The organism is Simplicispira metamorpha, from assembly GCF_004341365.1.
Taxonomy (GTDB): Bacteria; Pseudomonadota; Gammaproteobacteria; order Burkholderiales; family Burkholderiaceae_C; genus Simplicispira; species Simplicispira metamorpha.
Window position 1 is genome coordinate 23,095 of the sequence record NZ_SLXH01000023.1, and the last position, 15,214, is coordinate 38,308.

Annotated in this window: 13 protein-coding genes and 1 pseudogene; 1 reads left to right on the forward strand and 13 read right to left on the reverse strand. The window is 65.8% G+C overall.

Annotation, left to right across the window (positions count from 1 at the left end; genetic code table 11):
• Positions 1 to 6: 6 nt before the first annotated feature.
• From EV674_RS17810 to EV674_RS12450, 13 genes and pseudogenes are all read right to left on the reverse strand, one after another.
• Positions 7 to 687: pseudogene (locus EV674_RS17810) on the reverse strand (MBL fold metallo-hydrolase); the annotation flags it as partial.
• 244 nt (positions 688 to 931) lie between these two features.
• Positions 932 to 1,846 (reverse strand): M48 family metallopeptidase, encoded by a 915-nt coding sequence (locus EV674_RS12395; RefSeq protein WP_119013650.1) that lies wholly within the window; start codon positions 1,844 to 1,846, stop codon positions 932 to 934.
• 64 nt (positions 1,847 to 1,910) lie between these two features.
• Positions 1,911 to 2,525: a D-glycero-beta-D-manno-heptose 1,7-bisphosphate 7-phosphatase gene (gmhB, locus tag EV674_RS12400; RefSeq protein ID WP_119013649.1), complete on the reverse strand. Its 615-nt coding sequence runs from the start codon at positions 2,523 to 2,525 to the stop codon at positions 1,911 to 1,913.
• Positions 2,526 to 2,554: 29 nt separating this feature from the next.
• On the reverse strand, positions 2,555 to 3,229 hold the full coding sequence (locus EV674_RS12405) for a hypothetical protein (protein ID WP_241524961.1): 675 nt from the start codon (positions 3,227 to 3,229) through the stop codon (positions 2,555 to 2,557).
• Positions 3,226 to 5,358, reverse strand: a complete 2,133-nt coding sequence (gene glyS / locus EV674_RS12410) for a glycine--tRNA ligase subunit beta (RefSeq protein ID WP_119013648.1) — start codon at positions 5,356 to 5,358, stop codon at positions 3,226 to 3,228. The genes EV674_RS12405 and glyS overlap by 4 nt, the downstream gene beginning before the upstream one ends.
• A 20-nt stretch (positions 5,359 to 5,378) precedes the next feature.
• Complete coding sequence (glyQ, locus tag EV674_RS12415) at positions 5,379 to 6,329, reverse strand: glycine--tRNA ligase subunit alpha (RefSeq protein WP_119013682.1); 951 nt, start codon at positions 6,327 to 6,329, stop codon at positions 5,379 to 5,381.
• Between the two features lie 225 nt (positions 6,330 to 6,554).
• On the reverse strand, positions 6,555 to 7,628 hold the full coding sequence (locus EV674_RS12420; protein WP_119013647.1) for a type II asparaginase: 1,074 nt from the start codon (positions 7,626 to 7,628) through the stop codon (positions 6,555 to 6,557).
• A 239-nt stretch (positions 7,629 to 7,867) separates the two neighbouring features.
• Positions 7,868 to 9,082, reverse strand: a complete 1,215-nt coding sequence (gene fabB, locus EV674_RS12425; RefSeq protein WP_119013646.1) for a beta-ketoacyl-ACP synthase I — start codon at positions 9,080 to 9,082, stop codon at positions 7,868 to 7,870.
• Entirely contained in the window at positions 9,079 to 9,609 is a 531-nt protein-coding gene (fabA, locus tag EV674_RS12430; RefSeq protein ID WP_119013645.1) for a 3-hydroxyacyl-[acyl-carrier-protein] dehydratase FabA, read from the reverse strand. The genes fabB and fabA overlap by 4 nt, the downstream gene beginning before the upstream one ends.
• 201 nt (positions 9,610 to 9,810) lie before the next feature.
• On the reverse strand, positions 9,811 to 11,439 hold the full coding sequence (gene lnt / locus EV674_RS12435) for an apolipoprotein N-acyltransferase (RefSeq protein WP_119013644.1): 1,629 nt from the start codon (positions 11,437 to 11,439) through the stop codon (positions 9,811 to 9,813).
• A complete protein-coding gene (locus tag EV674_RS12440; RefSeq protein ID WP_119013643.1) occupies positions 11,439 to 12,338 on the reverse strand; it encodes an HlyC/CorC family transporter in 900 nt (299 codons plus the stop codon). The genes lnt and EV674_RS12440 overlap by 1 nt, the downstream gene beginning before the upstream one ends.
• A 137-nt stretch (positions 12,339 to 12,475) precedes the next feature.
• The gene (locus EV674_RS12445) at positions 12,476 to 13,216 is read right to left on the reverse strand and encodes a GNAT family N-acetyltransferase (RefSeq protein WP_119013642.1); all 741 of its coding nucleotides are present in this window, start codon (positions 13,214 to 13,216) and stop codon (positions 12,476 to 12,478) included.
• 140 nt (positions 13,217 to 13,356) lie between these two features.
• Complete coding sequence (locus tag EV674_RS12450) at positions 13,357 to 13,839, reverse strand: Lrp/AsnC family transcriptional regulator (RefSeq protein ID WP_119013641.1); 483 nt, start codon at positions 13,837 to 13,839, stop codon at positions 13,357 to 13,359.
• Positions 13,840 to 14,035: 196 nt separating this feature from the next.
• On the opposite strand from EV674_RS12450, the gene hppD reads away from it, so the two are divergent.
• Complete coding sequence (gene hppD / locus EV674_RS12455; RefSeq protein ID WP_119013681.1) at positions 14,036 to 15,181, forward strand: 4-hydroxyphenylpyruvate dioxygenase; 1,146 nt, start codon at positions 14,036 to 14,038, stop codon at positions 15,179 to 15,181.
• Positions 15,182 to 15,214 lie beyond the last annotated feature (33 nt).

The window sequence follows — 15,214 nt, forward strand, 5'->3', positions numbered from 1 at the left end:
ATCGTGGCGCAGGCCCGATTGCAGGTTGGCAGGCACGGCCTCGTCCATGCGCTGCGGGCGCGGCAGGTGCAGCCCTTGCATCAACAGGACGAACTCGGCCTCGCTGCGGCCTGCCACGCGCGCATTGCCCACTTTTTCAGCGGCGATGGTGGAGTGGCTGCGGCCCTGGTAGTCGTGGCCGGGCCAGACGGTGGTGGAGTCGGGCAGCGCAAACAGCACTTCGGTGATGCTGCGGTAGAGCGCGTGCGCATCGCCCGACTGGAAGTCGGTGCGCCCGCAGCCGTTGATGAGCAGCGCATCGCCCGTGAACACATGCTCGCGCCAGACATACGACATGCTGCCCACCGTGTGGCCCGGCGTATGCAGCGCGCGCAGGCGCTCGGCACCAAACTCCAGCACGTCGCCATGCTGCAACTGCACGGCGGCGGTGCCGATGCCGCAGCCCGCCGGGGCGGCGGTGCGCGCGCCGGTGTGCTCGGCCAGCAGACCGGCGCTGGTGATGTGGTCGGCGTGGGCGTGGGTTTCCAGCGCCCAGCGCAGCGTCAGGCCACGCGCTTGCAGTGCGGCCAGATCGCGTTCGAGCTGGGCGTCCACCGGGTCGATGATGAGGGCCTCGCGCGTGGCCGGGTCGTGCAGCACATAGGTGTAGGTGCTGGAGGCGGGGTCGAAGAGTTGCAGGGGAATCATGGCGGCGGGTGGCTCCAAAAACGGCTGGCACAAACGGAACAGAACGCCATCACCAGGCACTGGCACTGGCGGCAGCAGCGCCCCGGCACGGCAGCTGGCCATTGTGGCGCAGCGCGGTGCATTCCCCGGCGGGCACTGTATGGCGAAGCAGGGAGGGCGCAAGCAGGGCCGCCACCCCATAAACAGGTCAAATCACCCTCCAGGCCCCGTACACAGTGCGCTACAAGCTATTTATTTGATAGCATCAATCCCAGCGCGGCACGCTCTCGTCGCGCAGGCGGCGGCGCAGCGCAGCGTGGTCGGGCACCACAGTGGCCAGAGTGCTCCAGAAGCGCGGGCTGTGGTCCATCACGCGCAGGTGGGCCAGCTCGTGCGCCACCACGTAGTCGATGACGGCGGGGGCGTGGTGCAGCAGGCGCCAGTTCAGGGCGATGGAGCCATCGGCCTTGGCGCTGCCCCAGCGGGTCTGGGCGCTGGACAGGCGCAGGCGGCTCCAGCGCACGCCCAGCAGCGGGGCAAAGTGGTCTAGCCGCGCGGTGAAGTGCGCCCGCGCCTGGCGCATCAGCCAGGCCTGCACAGCGGCGCGAATCTGCTCCGGGCTGGCGTGGGCGGGCAGGTTCAGGGGCAGTGCGGCTGGCGTTGCCAGGTGCGGGTCGCCGGGGATGTGGTGCAAGGGCGCGCTGGGCAGGCTGTGGTCGGGCGGTGGCACCCTGGCCGCCGGAGCCAGTACCAGCCGCAGCGGGGCGCCCAGGTAGGGCAGCACGGCGCCATCACCCCAGACGATGCGCGCTTGTTCCTGGCGCTGCTGGCGCTCGCGCACCTCGTGGAGCTTGCGCAGTATCCAGGCGGCTTTGTGCTGCAAGGCGGCATCGACTGTGGCCAGCGTGGCACGGGCAGGCGCACGCACTGTCAACCCCTCGGCCCCGACCGTAAAACCTATGCTGCGCCGCTGCGCCCGGTGCAGCACATAGGCCACCTCGGTGCCTTGGAGCTGCACGCGGCGGTTGGCCTGCGGGTGGTGCCAATGCGGTGGCGGCGGCCCCGGCTCAGGTGCGGGCGGTGCAGACGCTGGCCATTCCGGTGGTGCTGGCACGGGCGCTGGCACAGCGGGCGCCGGGGGCCATTCCAACCAGTCCAGCATGCGTTGGATGAGGGCCATTTTGAGATGTTTCAGGGCTCCAGACCTTGCAGGGAAAGCGCCTACAGCTCTCTTTTCGATAGCGTTATGGCGATGGCTGCGCTGCCGATACCAGCGCAGGCATGGGCATGGCTGTAGATGCTGGTGTGGGCCGGGTCAGCAGGTGCTCGACCAGGGCACCCAGGTTGGCGTGCAGGCGTGTTCCGGGGGGCCATTGGGGCGCCAGCGGGGCAGCGCAGTCCAGCGCTGCCGCTTCACCCGTGGCGACCAGATGCAGCGCCGCACCCAGCGCTGCGCCCGCTTGCAGGTGCTCAGGGCAGCTGCCGACCACGCACACCTTGTCGGTATCGACACCGTAGCGGTCACAAATCTGCTCCAGCAAGCCGGGGGCGGGCTTGCGGCAGGCGCAGGCCTCGTCGGGGGCGTGGGGGCAGTAAAAAATGGCCTCGATGCGCCCGCCCAGCGCCGCCAGTTGCTTGTGCATCAGGCCGTGGATGGCGTTGAGCGCAGCCACGTCGAACAGGCCGCGCCCCAGGCCGGGCTGGTTGGTGGCCACCACCACATGCCAGCCCGCATGGTTGAGGCGGGCAATGGCTTCGAGCGCACCGGGCAGCGGCTGCCAGTCGGCGGGCGAGGCGATGAAGTCCTCATCGCCCAAGGCGTTGATGGTGCCGTCGCGGTCGAGAATGGCCAGTTTCATCCGTGATTTTCCCGAGAGATGGCTCCCCTTCACGGGGAGGTGGTGGGGGACGCTGCTGCTTGCCAGCCAGTAACAAACCAACCGCTGTAGCGCCCGCGTGCCCATTGCAGCGCCAGGCGCTGGCCAGGGCGCCACTGCGCGGCCTGCGGGTCGTCGATCAGCACCTGTTGCAGTGGCTCCAGGGTGTCAATGCGCAGCACCAGCTGCGTGCCGCCGGGGCCGCGCGCGCTGGGCGCCAGGATGCGGCTGCCCAGCACCTGGGCCTGCACGGGTGCCAGCGGCTGCACGCCGCGCACATTGAGGTGGCGCCACAGCAGTGCCGCCGTGCCCGCCACGCAGGCGGCCACCCACAGCACCATCCAGACGCGGCCCACCGGGCGCCAGCCCCAGCGGCGCGCCGCCAGCAGCGTGCCCGCCACGCTGGCGCACAGCGCCAGCAGCGTCCACAGCACCGGCCACAGCAGGCCCCAGACATCTTGCGTGGCGACAAAAGGTGTCAGCGGCAACACCGGCAGCTGCGGGGCGCGGTCGCTTTGCCATTGCAACACCCAACGCAGCCCCACCAGCAGCGCCGGGGGCGCAAACAGCCACCAGACAGTGCGCTGCTGCTGCGCCCGCAGCGCGGCGGGGCTGGGGGCGTCGGGGGCGCAAGCAGCGGATGCGGAGGGCTCGTCCATGCCGGTCTGCGCAGTCAAGGCGCTCAAGCGGCCAGGCGCGAGAGGTCGGCCACGCGGTTCATGGCGTCGTGCAGGCTCTTGAGCAGACCCTGGCGGTTCAGGCGCAAGTCCAGTTCTTCGGCGTTGACCATCACGTCGTCAAAGAACGCATCGACGGGCGCGCGCAGCACGGCCAGCGTTTGCAGGCTGGCGGTGTAGTCGCCCGCATCGAACTGCGCGTTGGCCTCGGGCACAAAGCGTTGCAAAGCGGCGTACAAGTCTTTTTCCGCCTGCTCTTGCAAGAGCGCGGGGTTGACGTGGGCATCGACCTCACCGGCTTTTTTCAGGATATTGCCAACGCGCTTGTTGGCGGCGGCCAGGGCAGGGCTCTCGGGCAGCGCGGCAAAGGCGCGCACTGCCGCCAGCTGCTGACCGACCAGCGCCAGGCGCTGTGGGCGCAGCGCCAGCACGGCATCGACCTCTTGCGCGCTGTAGCCCTGTTCGCGCAGGTTGCCAGCCAGGCGGTCGTAGATGAACTCGGCCAGTTGCGCCGAGGCATCCTGAATCTTGTCACCGAATGCGGGCACGGCACTGGCCAGCAGCGCTTGCAAATCCAGCGGCAGGTCTTTCTCGACCAGCATGCGGATCACGCCCAGCGCGTGGCGGCGCAGCGCAAACGGATCGCGGTCGCCTGTGGGCAGGTTGCCAATGCCGAACATGCCCACCAGCGTTTCGAGCTTGTCGGCCAGCGCCACCACCACGCCCGCCAGGTTGCGCGGCAGGCTATCGCCGGCAAAGCGCGGTTTGTAGTGGTCTTCGATGGCGTCGGCAATCGTCTCGCCCAGGCCGTCGTTGAGCGCGTAGTAGCGGCCCATGGTGCCTTGCAGCTCGGGGAACTCGCCCACCATGTCGGTCACGAGGTCGGTCTTGGCCAGTTGGGCGGCCAGGTCGGCGTCGGCCACCACAGCGGCATCGCCCAGCTGCGTAGCAATGGCTTTGGCAATCGCGCGCACGCGCTCCACGCGCTCGCCTTGCGTGCCCAGCTTGTTGTGGTAGACCACCTTGCCCAGGCCATCGACGCGCGAGGCCAGCGTTTTCTTGCGATCCTGGTCGAAGAAGAACTTGGCATCGGCCAGGCGCGGGCGCACCACGCGCTCGTTGCCGCCGGTCACAAAGCTGGTGTCTTCGGGGCTGATGTTGCTCACTACCAGGAATTGGTTGGTCAGCTTGCCCGCAGCGTCGAGCAGCGGGAAGTATTTTTGGTTGGCCTTCATCGTGAGGATGAGGCACTCCTGGGGCACGTCGAGAAACTCTGGCTCAAAAGCGCAGATGAGCACGTTGGGGCGCTCGACCAGCGCGGTGACTTCGTCCAGCAGCGCATCGTCTTCGATGGGGCGGGCGCCGCTACCCACCTGGGCTGCGGCGGCCTGCAACTGGCGGGCAATCTCGGCCTTGCGCTCGGTGAACGAGGCGATCACGGCGCCCTGCGTGCGCAATTGCCCGGCGTAGCTGTCGGCATCCTGGAGCACCACGGGCGAGACGGCGGCCTCGAAACGGTGGCCCTGGGTGGCGTTGCCTGCCGTCAGGCCCAGCGTCTGCACGGGCACCACGTCGCTGCCGTGCAGTGCCACCAGCCCGTGCGCGGGGCGCACAAAGCTCACGCTGCTCCAGCCCGGCATGTCACAGCCTGCGGCGAGCTGGTAGCGCATCACCTTGGGGATGGGCAGTTTAGCCACGGCCTCGTCCAGCGCTTTTTGCAGGCCCTCGGCCAACGTGGCGCCGCGCACAGTGCTGTGGTGGAACAGAGCCTCTGCCTTGCCATCGGGGGCGCGTTGCAGCGCGGCCACGGCAGCGGCGGGGTCGGACACATCGGCCCCGAGCGCGGCCAGCTTTTTCAGCAATGCGGGGGTGGCGTTGCCTGCAGCGTCCAGGCCCACGGCCACGGGCATGAGTTTTTGCGACTGGGCCTTGTCAGCGGCCTGCGGTGCCACGGCGCTGATGTGGGCAGCCAGACGGCGCGGCGATGCGTAAGCGGTGAGCACAGCGTCCGGCGCGGCCAGCCCCTGGGCCTGCAACTGTGCCAGCAACACGCCAGCGAAGGCGTCGCCCAGTTTTTGCAGCGCCTTCGGGGGCAGCTCTTCAACAAACAGTTCAACCAGCAAATTCGGATGGGTCATGGTGTTTCTCTTGCGTCGCCTCAGGCTGCTTTTTTCTGTTGCTGCTGGGCCTTGTCCAGTTCGGCCAGCACCTCCTCGGCCCAGGCCCGGGGCGCCATCGGAAAGCCCAGGCGGGCGCGGCTGTCAAGGTAGCTCTTGGCCACGGCGCGTGCCAGGTTGCGGATGCGGCCAATGTAGGCAGCGCGCTCGGTCACGCTGATGGCGCCGCGCGCGTCCAGCAAGTTAAAGCTGTGCGCAGCCTTCAAAACCTGCTCGTAGGCGGGCAGGGCCAGTTGCTCTTGCATCAGGTGCTGGGCCTGCTTTTCGTGGGCGTTGAAGGCGGTAAACAGAAAATCGGCGTCCGAGTGCTCAAAGTTGTAGGTGGACTGCTCGACCTCGTTTTGCTTGTACACATCGCCGTAGGTCAGCTTGGCGCCGTCAGCGCCTTCCGTCCAGGTCAGGTTGTAGACGTTGTCCACGCCTTGCAGGTACATGGCCAGGCGCTCCAGGCCGTAGGTGATTTCGCCCGTGGCGGGCTTGCAGTCGATGCCGCCCACCTGCTGGAAATAGGTGAACTGCGTCACTTCCATGCCGTTGAGCCAGACTTCCCAGCCCAGGCCCCAGGCGCCTAGCGTGGGGTTTTCCCAGTCGTCTTCCACGAAGCGGATGTCGTTCTTTTTCAGATCGAAGCCCAGCGCCTCCAGGCTGCCCAGGTACAGCTCCAGGATGTTGGCGGGCGCGGGCTTCAAGACCACCTGGAACTGGTAGTAATGCTGCAAGCGGTTGGGGTTTTCGCCATAGCGGCCATCCTTGGGGCGGCGGCTGGGCTGCACGTAGGCAGCCTTCCAGGGCTCAGGGCCGATGGCGCGCAAAAACGTCGCGGTGTGCGACGTACCGGCGCCCACTTCCATGTCGTAGGGCTGTAAAAGCGCGCAGCCCTGGGCATCCCAGTAGGACTGCAGCTTCAAGATGATTTGCTGGAAGGTCAACATGGCTTTGAGAGGCACTCTGGCAGGGCCAGGGCCTGGCAATAAGAAAGGGTAGAAAGACGCGCGCTGGCAATGCCAGCCCACGTACAGCCCCTGATTTTAGGGTGCAGGTGGCACGCCGACCGATTGCGCAGCCCCCCAGCAACAAAGGCCAGCGCCCTTTGGGGGTGCTGGCCTTGTCAAATAGCAGGTGCCAGGCAGGTTGCCCCCGGGCCTTCTGGCAAAAGATCAATATTCCCAGAAGATGCGCTGCAACTCTTTGCTGTCATTGGTTTTGGTCAGTGCGACCATGGCCAGGATGCGGGCCTTTTGGGGACGCAGGTCGTGGGCAACCACCCAATCGTATTTGTCATCGGGCTGCTCGGCGTTGCGCAGCACAAAGCCGTCGGGTACACGGGCCGAGCGCACGATCTGCACACCCTGGGCACGCAGGGCCTTGAGCGAATCCACCGCCTGCGCAGCCACCGAGCCGTTGCCAGTGCCTGCATGCACCAGCGCTTTGACGCCCGCTTTGCCATAGGCTTCGATGCCGGTGGTGTTCATGTTGCTGTAGCCATACACGATGTCCACGGCAGGCAGGGCCTTGATGTCGTCAATGTTGAATTCGGAATTCATGGTGTGGCGCTTGACCGGGGCGCGGAACCAGTAGTTCTTGCCCTCTACCACCATGCCCAGCGGCCCCCACTGGCTCTTGAAGGCCTCGGTCTTGATGTTGATGGTTTTGCTCACATCACGGCCACTTTGGATCTCGTCGTTCATGGTGACCAACACGCCCTTGCCCGCCGCATCCTTGCTGGCGGCCACGCTCACGGCGTCATACAGGTTCAGGGCGCCATCTGCCGACAGGGCCGTGCCAGGCCGCATCGATCCCACCACCACAATCGGCTTGGTGGTGTGAACCACCAGGCTCAGAAAGTAGGCGGTTTCTTCCAGGGTGTCTGTGCCGTGGGTGATGACGATGCCGTCCACATCGGGCTGCTTGCTCAGGGCAGATACGCGCTGGCCCAGCTTGAGCAGATGCTCGTTGGTAAAGCTCTCGGAGGCGATCTGAAACACCTGCTCACCCGAGACTTTGGCCACGCTGCTCAACTCGGGCAAGCCCGCCAGCAGCTTGTCCACAGGCACTTTGGCAGCAGCATAGGTGGCACTGTTGGCCGCCGACGCGCCCGCGCCGGCAATGGTGCCGCCGGTGGCCAGCACGACCACATGGGGTTGGGCCGCCTGGGCCATGGCCACAGCAGACAGGGCCGACAGCACGACGCCAGCGAACCAGCGACGGGAGATGGGGGAGGAAATGTGCATGAGTGAGCTTTCCGAAGGATGGATCAGAACCCGCTGATGAAGCGGATTAGCCGCACCTGCTTTTTGGGCAGATACACCATCTTATGGGTAATTGGCACACAGTTAAATCAAACATTTACTGAAATCTTGCAAAAAATTTCCCCCTGAATGTTTTGCGCGCCACCGATGGAAAAAGCAAAAAGCCTGCCTGCGCAATGACACGCAGGCAGGCTTTGGCAGGGAGAACGGGGCGCGGGGGTTTAGCAGTCCCAGCGGCGCAGTACCAGGCTGGCGTTGGTGCCGCCAAAGCCGAAGCTGTTGGACAGGGCCGTGCGAATGGGCGCATCCACCGTCTGGCGCACCAGCGGCATGCCTTCGGCGGCGGGCTCCAGCGTTTCGATGTTGGCCGAGCCGGCAATAAAGCCCTGCTGCAACATCAACAGGCAGTAAATGGCCTCTTGCACGCCCGTGGCACCCAGCGAATGGCCAGTGAGCGACTTGGTGGACGAGAAGCGCGGAATGGCATCGCCAAACACTTCGCGGATGGCGCGCAGCTCGGGCACATCACCCACGGGCGTGGAAGTGCCATGGGTGTTGATGTAGTCAATGGGCTCGCTTACCGTGGCGATGGCCTGGCGCATGCAGGCCACGGCGCCGTCGCCCGAGGGCGCGACCATGTCGGCACCATCGGAAGTAGCGCCAAAACCGATCACCTCGCCCAAAATGGTGGCACCGCGCGCCAGGGCGTGGTCCAGACTCTCGAGCACCACGGCACCGCCGCCGCCCGAGAGCACAAAGCCGTCACGGTGGGCGTCGTAGGCGCGCGATGCTTTTTCAGGCGTGGCGTTGTAGGCGCTGGACATGGCGCCCATGGCGTCAAACAGCAGGCCCATGCCCCAGGTGACTTCTTCGCCGCCACCGGCAAACATCACGTCCTGCATGCCCCAGGCAATTTGCTGGGCCGCTGCGCCAATGCAGTGCGCCGAGGTGCTGCACGCCGAGGTGATGGAGTAGTTGATGCCCTTGATGGCGAAGTTGGTGGACAGGCAGGCCGACACCGTCGAACTCATGCAGCGCGTGACCTGGTAAGGCCCCACGCGGCGAATGCCCTTGCTGCGCAGAATGTCAGCCGCTTCAATCTGGTTGGCTGGCGAACCGCCGCCCGAGCCCATGATGAGGCCGGTGCGCGGGTTCGACACCTGGGCTGGCGTCAGGCCCGAGGCGGCAATGGCATCGGCCAACGCAATGTGCGCGTAGGCTGCTGCATCGCCCATGAAGCGCAGTTGCTTGCGGTCAATGCGCTCTTCGAGGTTGATTTGCGGCACACCCGCCACCTGGCTGCGCATGCCCAGCTCGGTGAACTGCGGCATGGCGCGGATGCCCGAGCGGCTCTCGCGCAGGGCCTGGGTGACGGTGGCGTTGTCGTTGCCAATGCACGAGACGATGCCCGTGCCGGTGATGACGACCCGTTTCATGCTGCGGCTCCTTGTGCTGCGCCGTCTTCCTCGCGTTTGAACAAGCCCACACGCAGGTCGTTGGCCACGTAAATTTCTTTGCCATCGGCCAGCAGGCGCGCATCACCAATGGCCATGCACAGCTTGCGTTTGATGACGCGCTTGATGTCGATCTCGTAGGTAACCAGCTTCACGTCCGGGCCCACTTCGCCGGTGAACTTGACCTCGCCCGCACCCAGTGCACGGCCCCGGCCCGGCAGTTGCAGCCAGGTCAGGTAAAAGCCGATGAGCTGCCACATGGCATCCAGCCCCAGGCAGCCCGGCATGACCGGATCGCCCTGGAAGTGGCAGGCAAAAAACCACAGGTCGGGCTTGACATCCAGCTCGGCGCGGATTTTGCCCAGGCCGTGGGCACCACCATCGGCGTCGATGTGCGTGATGCGGTCGAACATCAGCATGGGCGGCAGCGGCAGACGCCCGCTGTCCGGGCTGAACAGCCGGCCCTCGCCCGAGGCGATCAATTGGTCGTAGGAAAAGGAATCTGCCATTTTCAGTCGTGCTCCAGAACGGCGGCCGGGCCACCTCGATTTTTCACAGCCTGCGCCGGGCGCAAGCAATCACAGCCGCCTATTATCAAGGCACTGGGCGCACCCGGCGATAGCAAGCGCCCCTATGGCAGCGCGGCCTCGGGTGCGCCCCATGACCTGGATCAAGCAGCCCAGCACCTGCCAGACCGCGCACTGCGCACCTCAGTGCCGCCCCTGGCGACGCAGCCCCCACGCTGCCAAGACCACCCCAGCGCCAAAAATCCACAGCGGCCACAGGCCAAACCGCGACACCCAGGCCGCATATGGCGTGATGGCGCCGCTGCGCCCTTGCACCTGCCCCGTGAGCACGCCGCGCGTGGCGCGCGCCAGCTGGTGCGTGACCACGCCGCGGTGGTCGATGATGGCCGTGGCGCCGGTGTTGGTGGCGCGCACCATGGGGCGCTCGAATTCGAGGGCGCGCATGCGGCTGATGCTCAGGTGCTGGTCGATGGCCACGCTGTCGCCAAACCAGCCGATGTTGCTCAGGTTGACGAACACCGTGGGCGCCTGGGCCGGATCGGCAAAACGCGCGCCCAGCTCTTCACCAAACAGGTCTTCGTAGCAGATGTTGGGTGCGATGCGCTCGCCGCGCCAGACAAAGGGCGTCTGGCGCAGACTGCCCCGGTGGAAGTCGCCCAGGGGAATGTTCATCAACTCGGTGAACCAGCGAAACAGCGGCGGTATGAACTCGCCAAATGGCACCAGGTGGTGTTTGTCGTAGCGGTAGGGCGCGCTCTGGCCCGGGCGCCAGCCCTGCACGGAGTTGGTATAGCCCTGCTCCAGATCGCCCAGGGGCATGCCTACCAGCGCGGCCTGTCCGCCCTGGGTGTAGCGCTGCGCGATGGCCTCCAGGTAGCCCGGCATGAGCTGCTGGGGCAGCAGCGGGATGGCCGTTTCGGGTGCCACCACCAGCTGCGCCTGCGCGCTGTGCAGTTGCTCGGCATACCAGCGCAGCGCCAGGGGCACACCGCTGCCGGGCTGGAATTTCTCATCCTGCGGGATGTTGCCTTGCAGCAGCGCCAGGCTCAGGGCGGGCGTGGGCGCCGATGCCGGAGCGCCGCATTGTTCGATGGCGCAGTGGCGCTGCCAGGCCAGTGCGCCCAACCCGGCCAGCAGCGTGGCGGCCAGCGCCCAGGCACGGGGGCTGCGCACATCGCTGCGGCGCACCTGGGCCAGCAGCATGGCCAGCATGGCGGCCACGCTGCTGATGCCGTACACGCCCACGGTGCGCGCCAATGCAGCCAGCGGCCCATCGACATGGGCGTAACCGCTGGCGCCCCACGGAAAGCCCGTCCACCAGGTGCCGCGCGCCAATTCGGCGAGCAGCCAAAGCGCTCCGAAAACAATAGCTGCTCGCGCACGACCAGCGGGCGCCAGAGCCGCAAAAAGCCCTAAAACCAGGGCGTAATAACTGGCCAGAAACACCGCCAGACCCAGCACCGCCAGCACCGCCAGCGGCGCCGCCAGACCGCCATAGGTGTGCATGGAGATGAACAGCCACCAGAACACGCCCACCAGCCAGGCTGAGGCAAACACCCCGCCCAGTGCGGCTGCACGCCGCCAGGGTGTGCCAGGGCGCACCAGCCAGGCCAGCGCGGCCAAAGACAGCCACTGCAGCCCGCCTTGCGGCGCACCGCTGCCCGGCAACGCCAGCGACGCCGCCTGCGCCAGCCCGGCCAGCAGCGCCAGCGCCCAGTGCCAGCGCGCAGCGCGCGGCGCGCTGATGGCCACGGATGTGGATGGCGCGGTCACAGGGGCCAGTGCCGGCGCGGATGCGGTGGCCAACGCCATCAGCCCGCCAGCGGGGTATCGGCGTGGGTAGCGCCCGCGTCTGGCGCGGGAGCGGCCACCTTGAACCAGCGCACCGCACCGCCCTTGGTGTGCAGCACCACCCATTGCAGGCCGCACAGTTGCAATTGCTCGCCGCGCTTGGGCACGTGGCCCACTTCATGGGCCACCAGGCCACCGATGGTGTCAAAGCACAGGTCGGGATCGCTGCCCACGATGGCCACGCCCAGGGCCTCGGCCACGCGCTCAATGGGCGCATCGCCGCGCACGCGGTAGGTCTGGTCGCCCATGGGCAGGATGTCGCCCTCGTCCTCGGGCAGATCGAATTCGTCCTCGATTTCACCGACGATCTCTTCCAGCACATCCTCGATGGTGGCCAGCCCGGCCACGCGGCCAAACTCGTCAATGACGATGGCCATGTGGTTACGGTTGCTGCGAAAGTCGCGCAGCAAATCGTTGAGCGCTTTGGTTTCGGGCACAAAAGTGGCCGGGCGCAGCAAAGAGCGCACCGGCAGCCCCGGCGTGCGTTGCAGCTTGAGCAGGTCTTTGGCTATCAGGATGCCGATGATGTTCTCGCGCTCGCCCTCGTACACCGGAAAGCGCGAATGCGCGGTGCTGATGACCACTTGCAGCAGCGCATCGAGCGGGGCGTCGATGTGCAGCATGTCCATGCGCGGGGTGGGCACCATCACATCGCCCACGGTCAGGTCAGACAGGTGCAGGATGCGCTCCATCATGGTGCGCGCTTCGGGGTCGATGACAGCGTTGTCTTGCGCATCGGCCAGCACCCCGATCAGCTCGGCCCGCGAGTCGGGGCCGGGGTGGATGAATTCGACGACTTTTTGCAGAAAAGTGCGCTTGTCTTCTCTGTCAGGAAGGCGCGCGGGGTAGGGGTCTGACACAGCCTTGGGTGCAGGACGTGCGGTAGTGAAACGGGCGTCTAGGATACCGGATTGCTGTGGCAATACGCCGCCAGCGCCCCGCCCGCGCTGCCCCGGCGCAGGCAAGCCACCCGGGCCTGCCTGTGTTCACTGCTTCTTTATTCAGCAGACTGGTGGCGCGCGGCGCGCACGCCCTGGCGCACCTCTTGCACGCCTGCCAGAAAGTCCCAGAACTGCTTGGCCTGCTTTTTCAGGCGGTAGTCCATCTCGGCCCACTGCTGCTCGACGATTTCGCTCACGCGCGAGTCCAGGTTGGCGGGCGGCAGGGCCAGGTAGGCCTCGGACTCGGAACCATCGCGCTCAACCGTGGCACCGGCGTTGCGGGCAATCTTGAGCATGGCCGTGTTCTCGGACAGCGCATGGATGAACACCATGTGAACGCCCTCATTGCGCGCATGCATGATGGCGCGATCGAACAGGCGAGCACCCAGACCACGGCCGCGCGCCTTGCCCAGCACCGACACGCCAAACTCGGCGCACTGGCTGTGCTCGGGGTGCTCGGCAAACGCCAGGTGGGCCATGGCCACCAGCTCCAGGCGCCGGTTATAGACGCCAAAAATTTCATCGCGCTCAAAGTCCAGCTGGGCCACGTAGCGGCGAATCTGGTCGTCGTTGGCTGCGTAGCCAAAGCGCAGGTAGCGGTCGGCGGGGGGCAATGCCAGCAGGTGGGCCGCAATGCGATCGCGGTACGTGGCACCCAGAGAACGGATGGGAACCACCACCGGAACCCTGGGGGCGTGGTGGGGAAGGGCATCGCCGGTTTCCCGGTCGCTCACTGGGCGCAGCAGATCAATGCCAGCACCCCAGGATGCCCTGAGCCAGTCTTTGGTTGGGATCATGGGAGCAACTCTAAGGGTTTTCCCTTAACTCGCCAAGCTTTTTTTGTTGCACTGCAACAAATTAGGGGAAATACCCGGTTCCTGAATGAAATCAGGCGCTTACGTGTAAAGGGGCCACTGCGCGCGGCCCGGAGGCGGTGCTACACCGGCACAGCGGTGGTGGTTTTGACGCGATCCAGCACAAAGCTGGTCTTGCAGTCCTGCACGCTGGGGTGCTTGAGCAGGGTATCCATGATGAAGCGGCTGTAGTGCGCCATGTCCTGTACCACCACGCGCAGCAGGTAGTCCATCTCGCCGGTCAGGGCGGCGCATTCGACCACCTCGGGCCAGGTCTGCACGCTCGCGCGGAACAAGTCCATGGGGTTGCGCTTGTGGCTTTCGGTGTTTTTTTCCAGGCGCACGTTGAGGTAGGCCGTCAGCCCCAGACCCACGGCCTCGGGAGTGACCAGGGCCACGTAGCGGTCGATCACGCCCGTCTCTTCCAACCGCTTGACCCGGCGCAGCACCGCACTGGGCGACAAACCCACCTGCGCACCGATCACGTCATAGGTTTCGCGACCATTGTCTTGCAGGCGGCGCAAGATGGCTTTGTCCAGCTTGTCCAGGGCTTGGGGGGCGTTCATGGCGACCCATTTTACGAAGCACTTTGGCACAGCCAGAAAGCGAAAAAAAAATCATGCTTCAAAACATAATTCTTCACATCTTTCCTGCAAAAGAGCACCTGTAAAGCCATTGTTTTTCCAAAAAACTGCTGTAACACGCGCCTACAGTGCATACCTTGTGCGCCACACGCACCGACCCACTACCACCGGAGACACCATGAACGCCACGTTGCCCACCCACCCCCCGCAAGACACCGCCGCCTGGGACAACCCCATGGGCACCGACGGCTTCGAGTTCATCGAATACGCCGCCCCCGACCCCGCCGCCATGGGCCGCGTGTTCGAGAGCATGGGCTTCCAGGCCGTGGCCCGCCACCGGCACAAAAACGTGACCCTGTACCGCCAGGGCACTATCAACTTCATCATCAACGCCGAGCCCGACAGCTTTGCCCAGCGCTTTGCACGCCTGCACGGCCCCAGCGTCTGCGCCATTGCGTTCCGCGTCCACGACGCCAAGGCCGCCTACGAGCGCGCCATCAACCTGGGCGCCTGGGGCTACGCGGGCAAAGCCGGCCCGGGCGAGCTGAACATTCCTGCCATCAAGGGCATTGGCGACAGCCTGATTTACCTGGTAGACCGCTGGCGCGGCAAAAACGGTGCGCAGCCCGGCGACATCGGCAACATCGGCTTTTTTGATGTGGACTTCGAGGCCCTGCCCGGCCTGAGCGCCGAACAAGCCCTGCACCCCTTCGGCCATGGCCTGACCTACATCGACCACCTCACGCACAACGTCCACCGGGGCCGCATGGCGGAGTGGGCCAGCTTTTACGAGCGCCTGTTCAACTTCCGCGAGATCAAATACTTCGACATCGAAGGCCAGGTCACGGGCGTCAAGAGCAAGGCCATGACCAGCCCCTGCGGCAAGATCCGCATTCCCATCAACGAAGAAGGCAAAGACAAGCCCGGCCAGATCCAAGAGTATTTGGACATGTACAACGGCGAGGGCATACAGCACATCGCCATGGGCTCGGACGACCTGTACGCCACGGTGGACCAACTGCGCGCCAGCGGCGTGCGCCTGCTGGACACACCCGACACCTACTACGAGCTGGTGGAAAAACGCATCCCTGGCCACGGCGAGCCACTGGCCGCCCTGCGCGAGCGCAAAATCCTCATCGACGGCAAGAAGGATGCGCTGCTGCTGCAAATTTTCAGCGAGAACCAGCTCGGCCCCATCTTCTTCGAGTTCATCCAGCGCAAGGGCGACGACGGCTTTGGCAACGGCAACTTCAAGGCGCTGTTCGAGTCGATTGAACTTGACCAGATGCGCCGTGGCGTGCTGCAAGCGCCCACCAGCGCCTGAGGCCCATGCGGGCCACCAGAGCCCGCGCCCGCC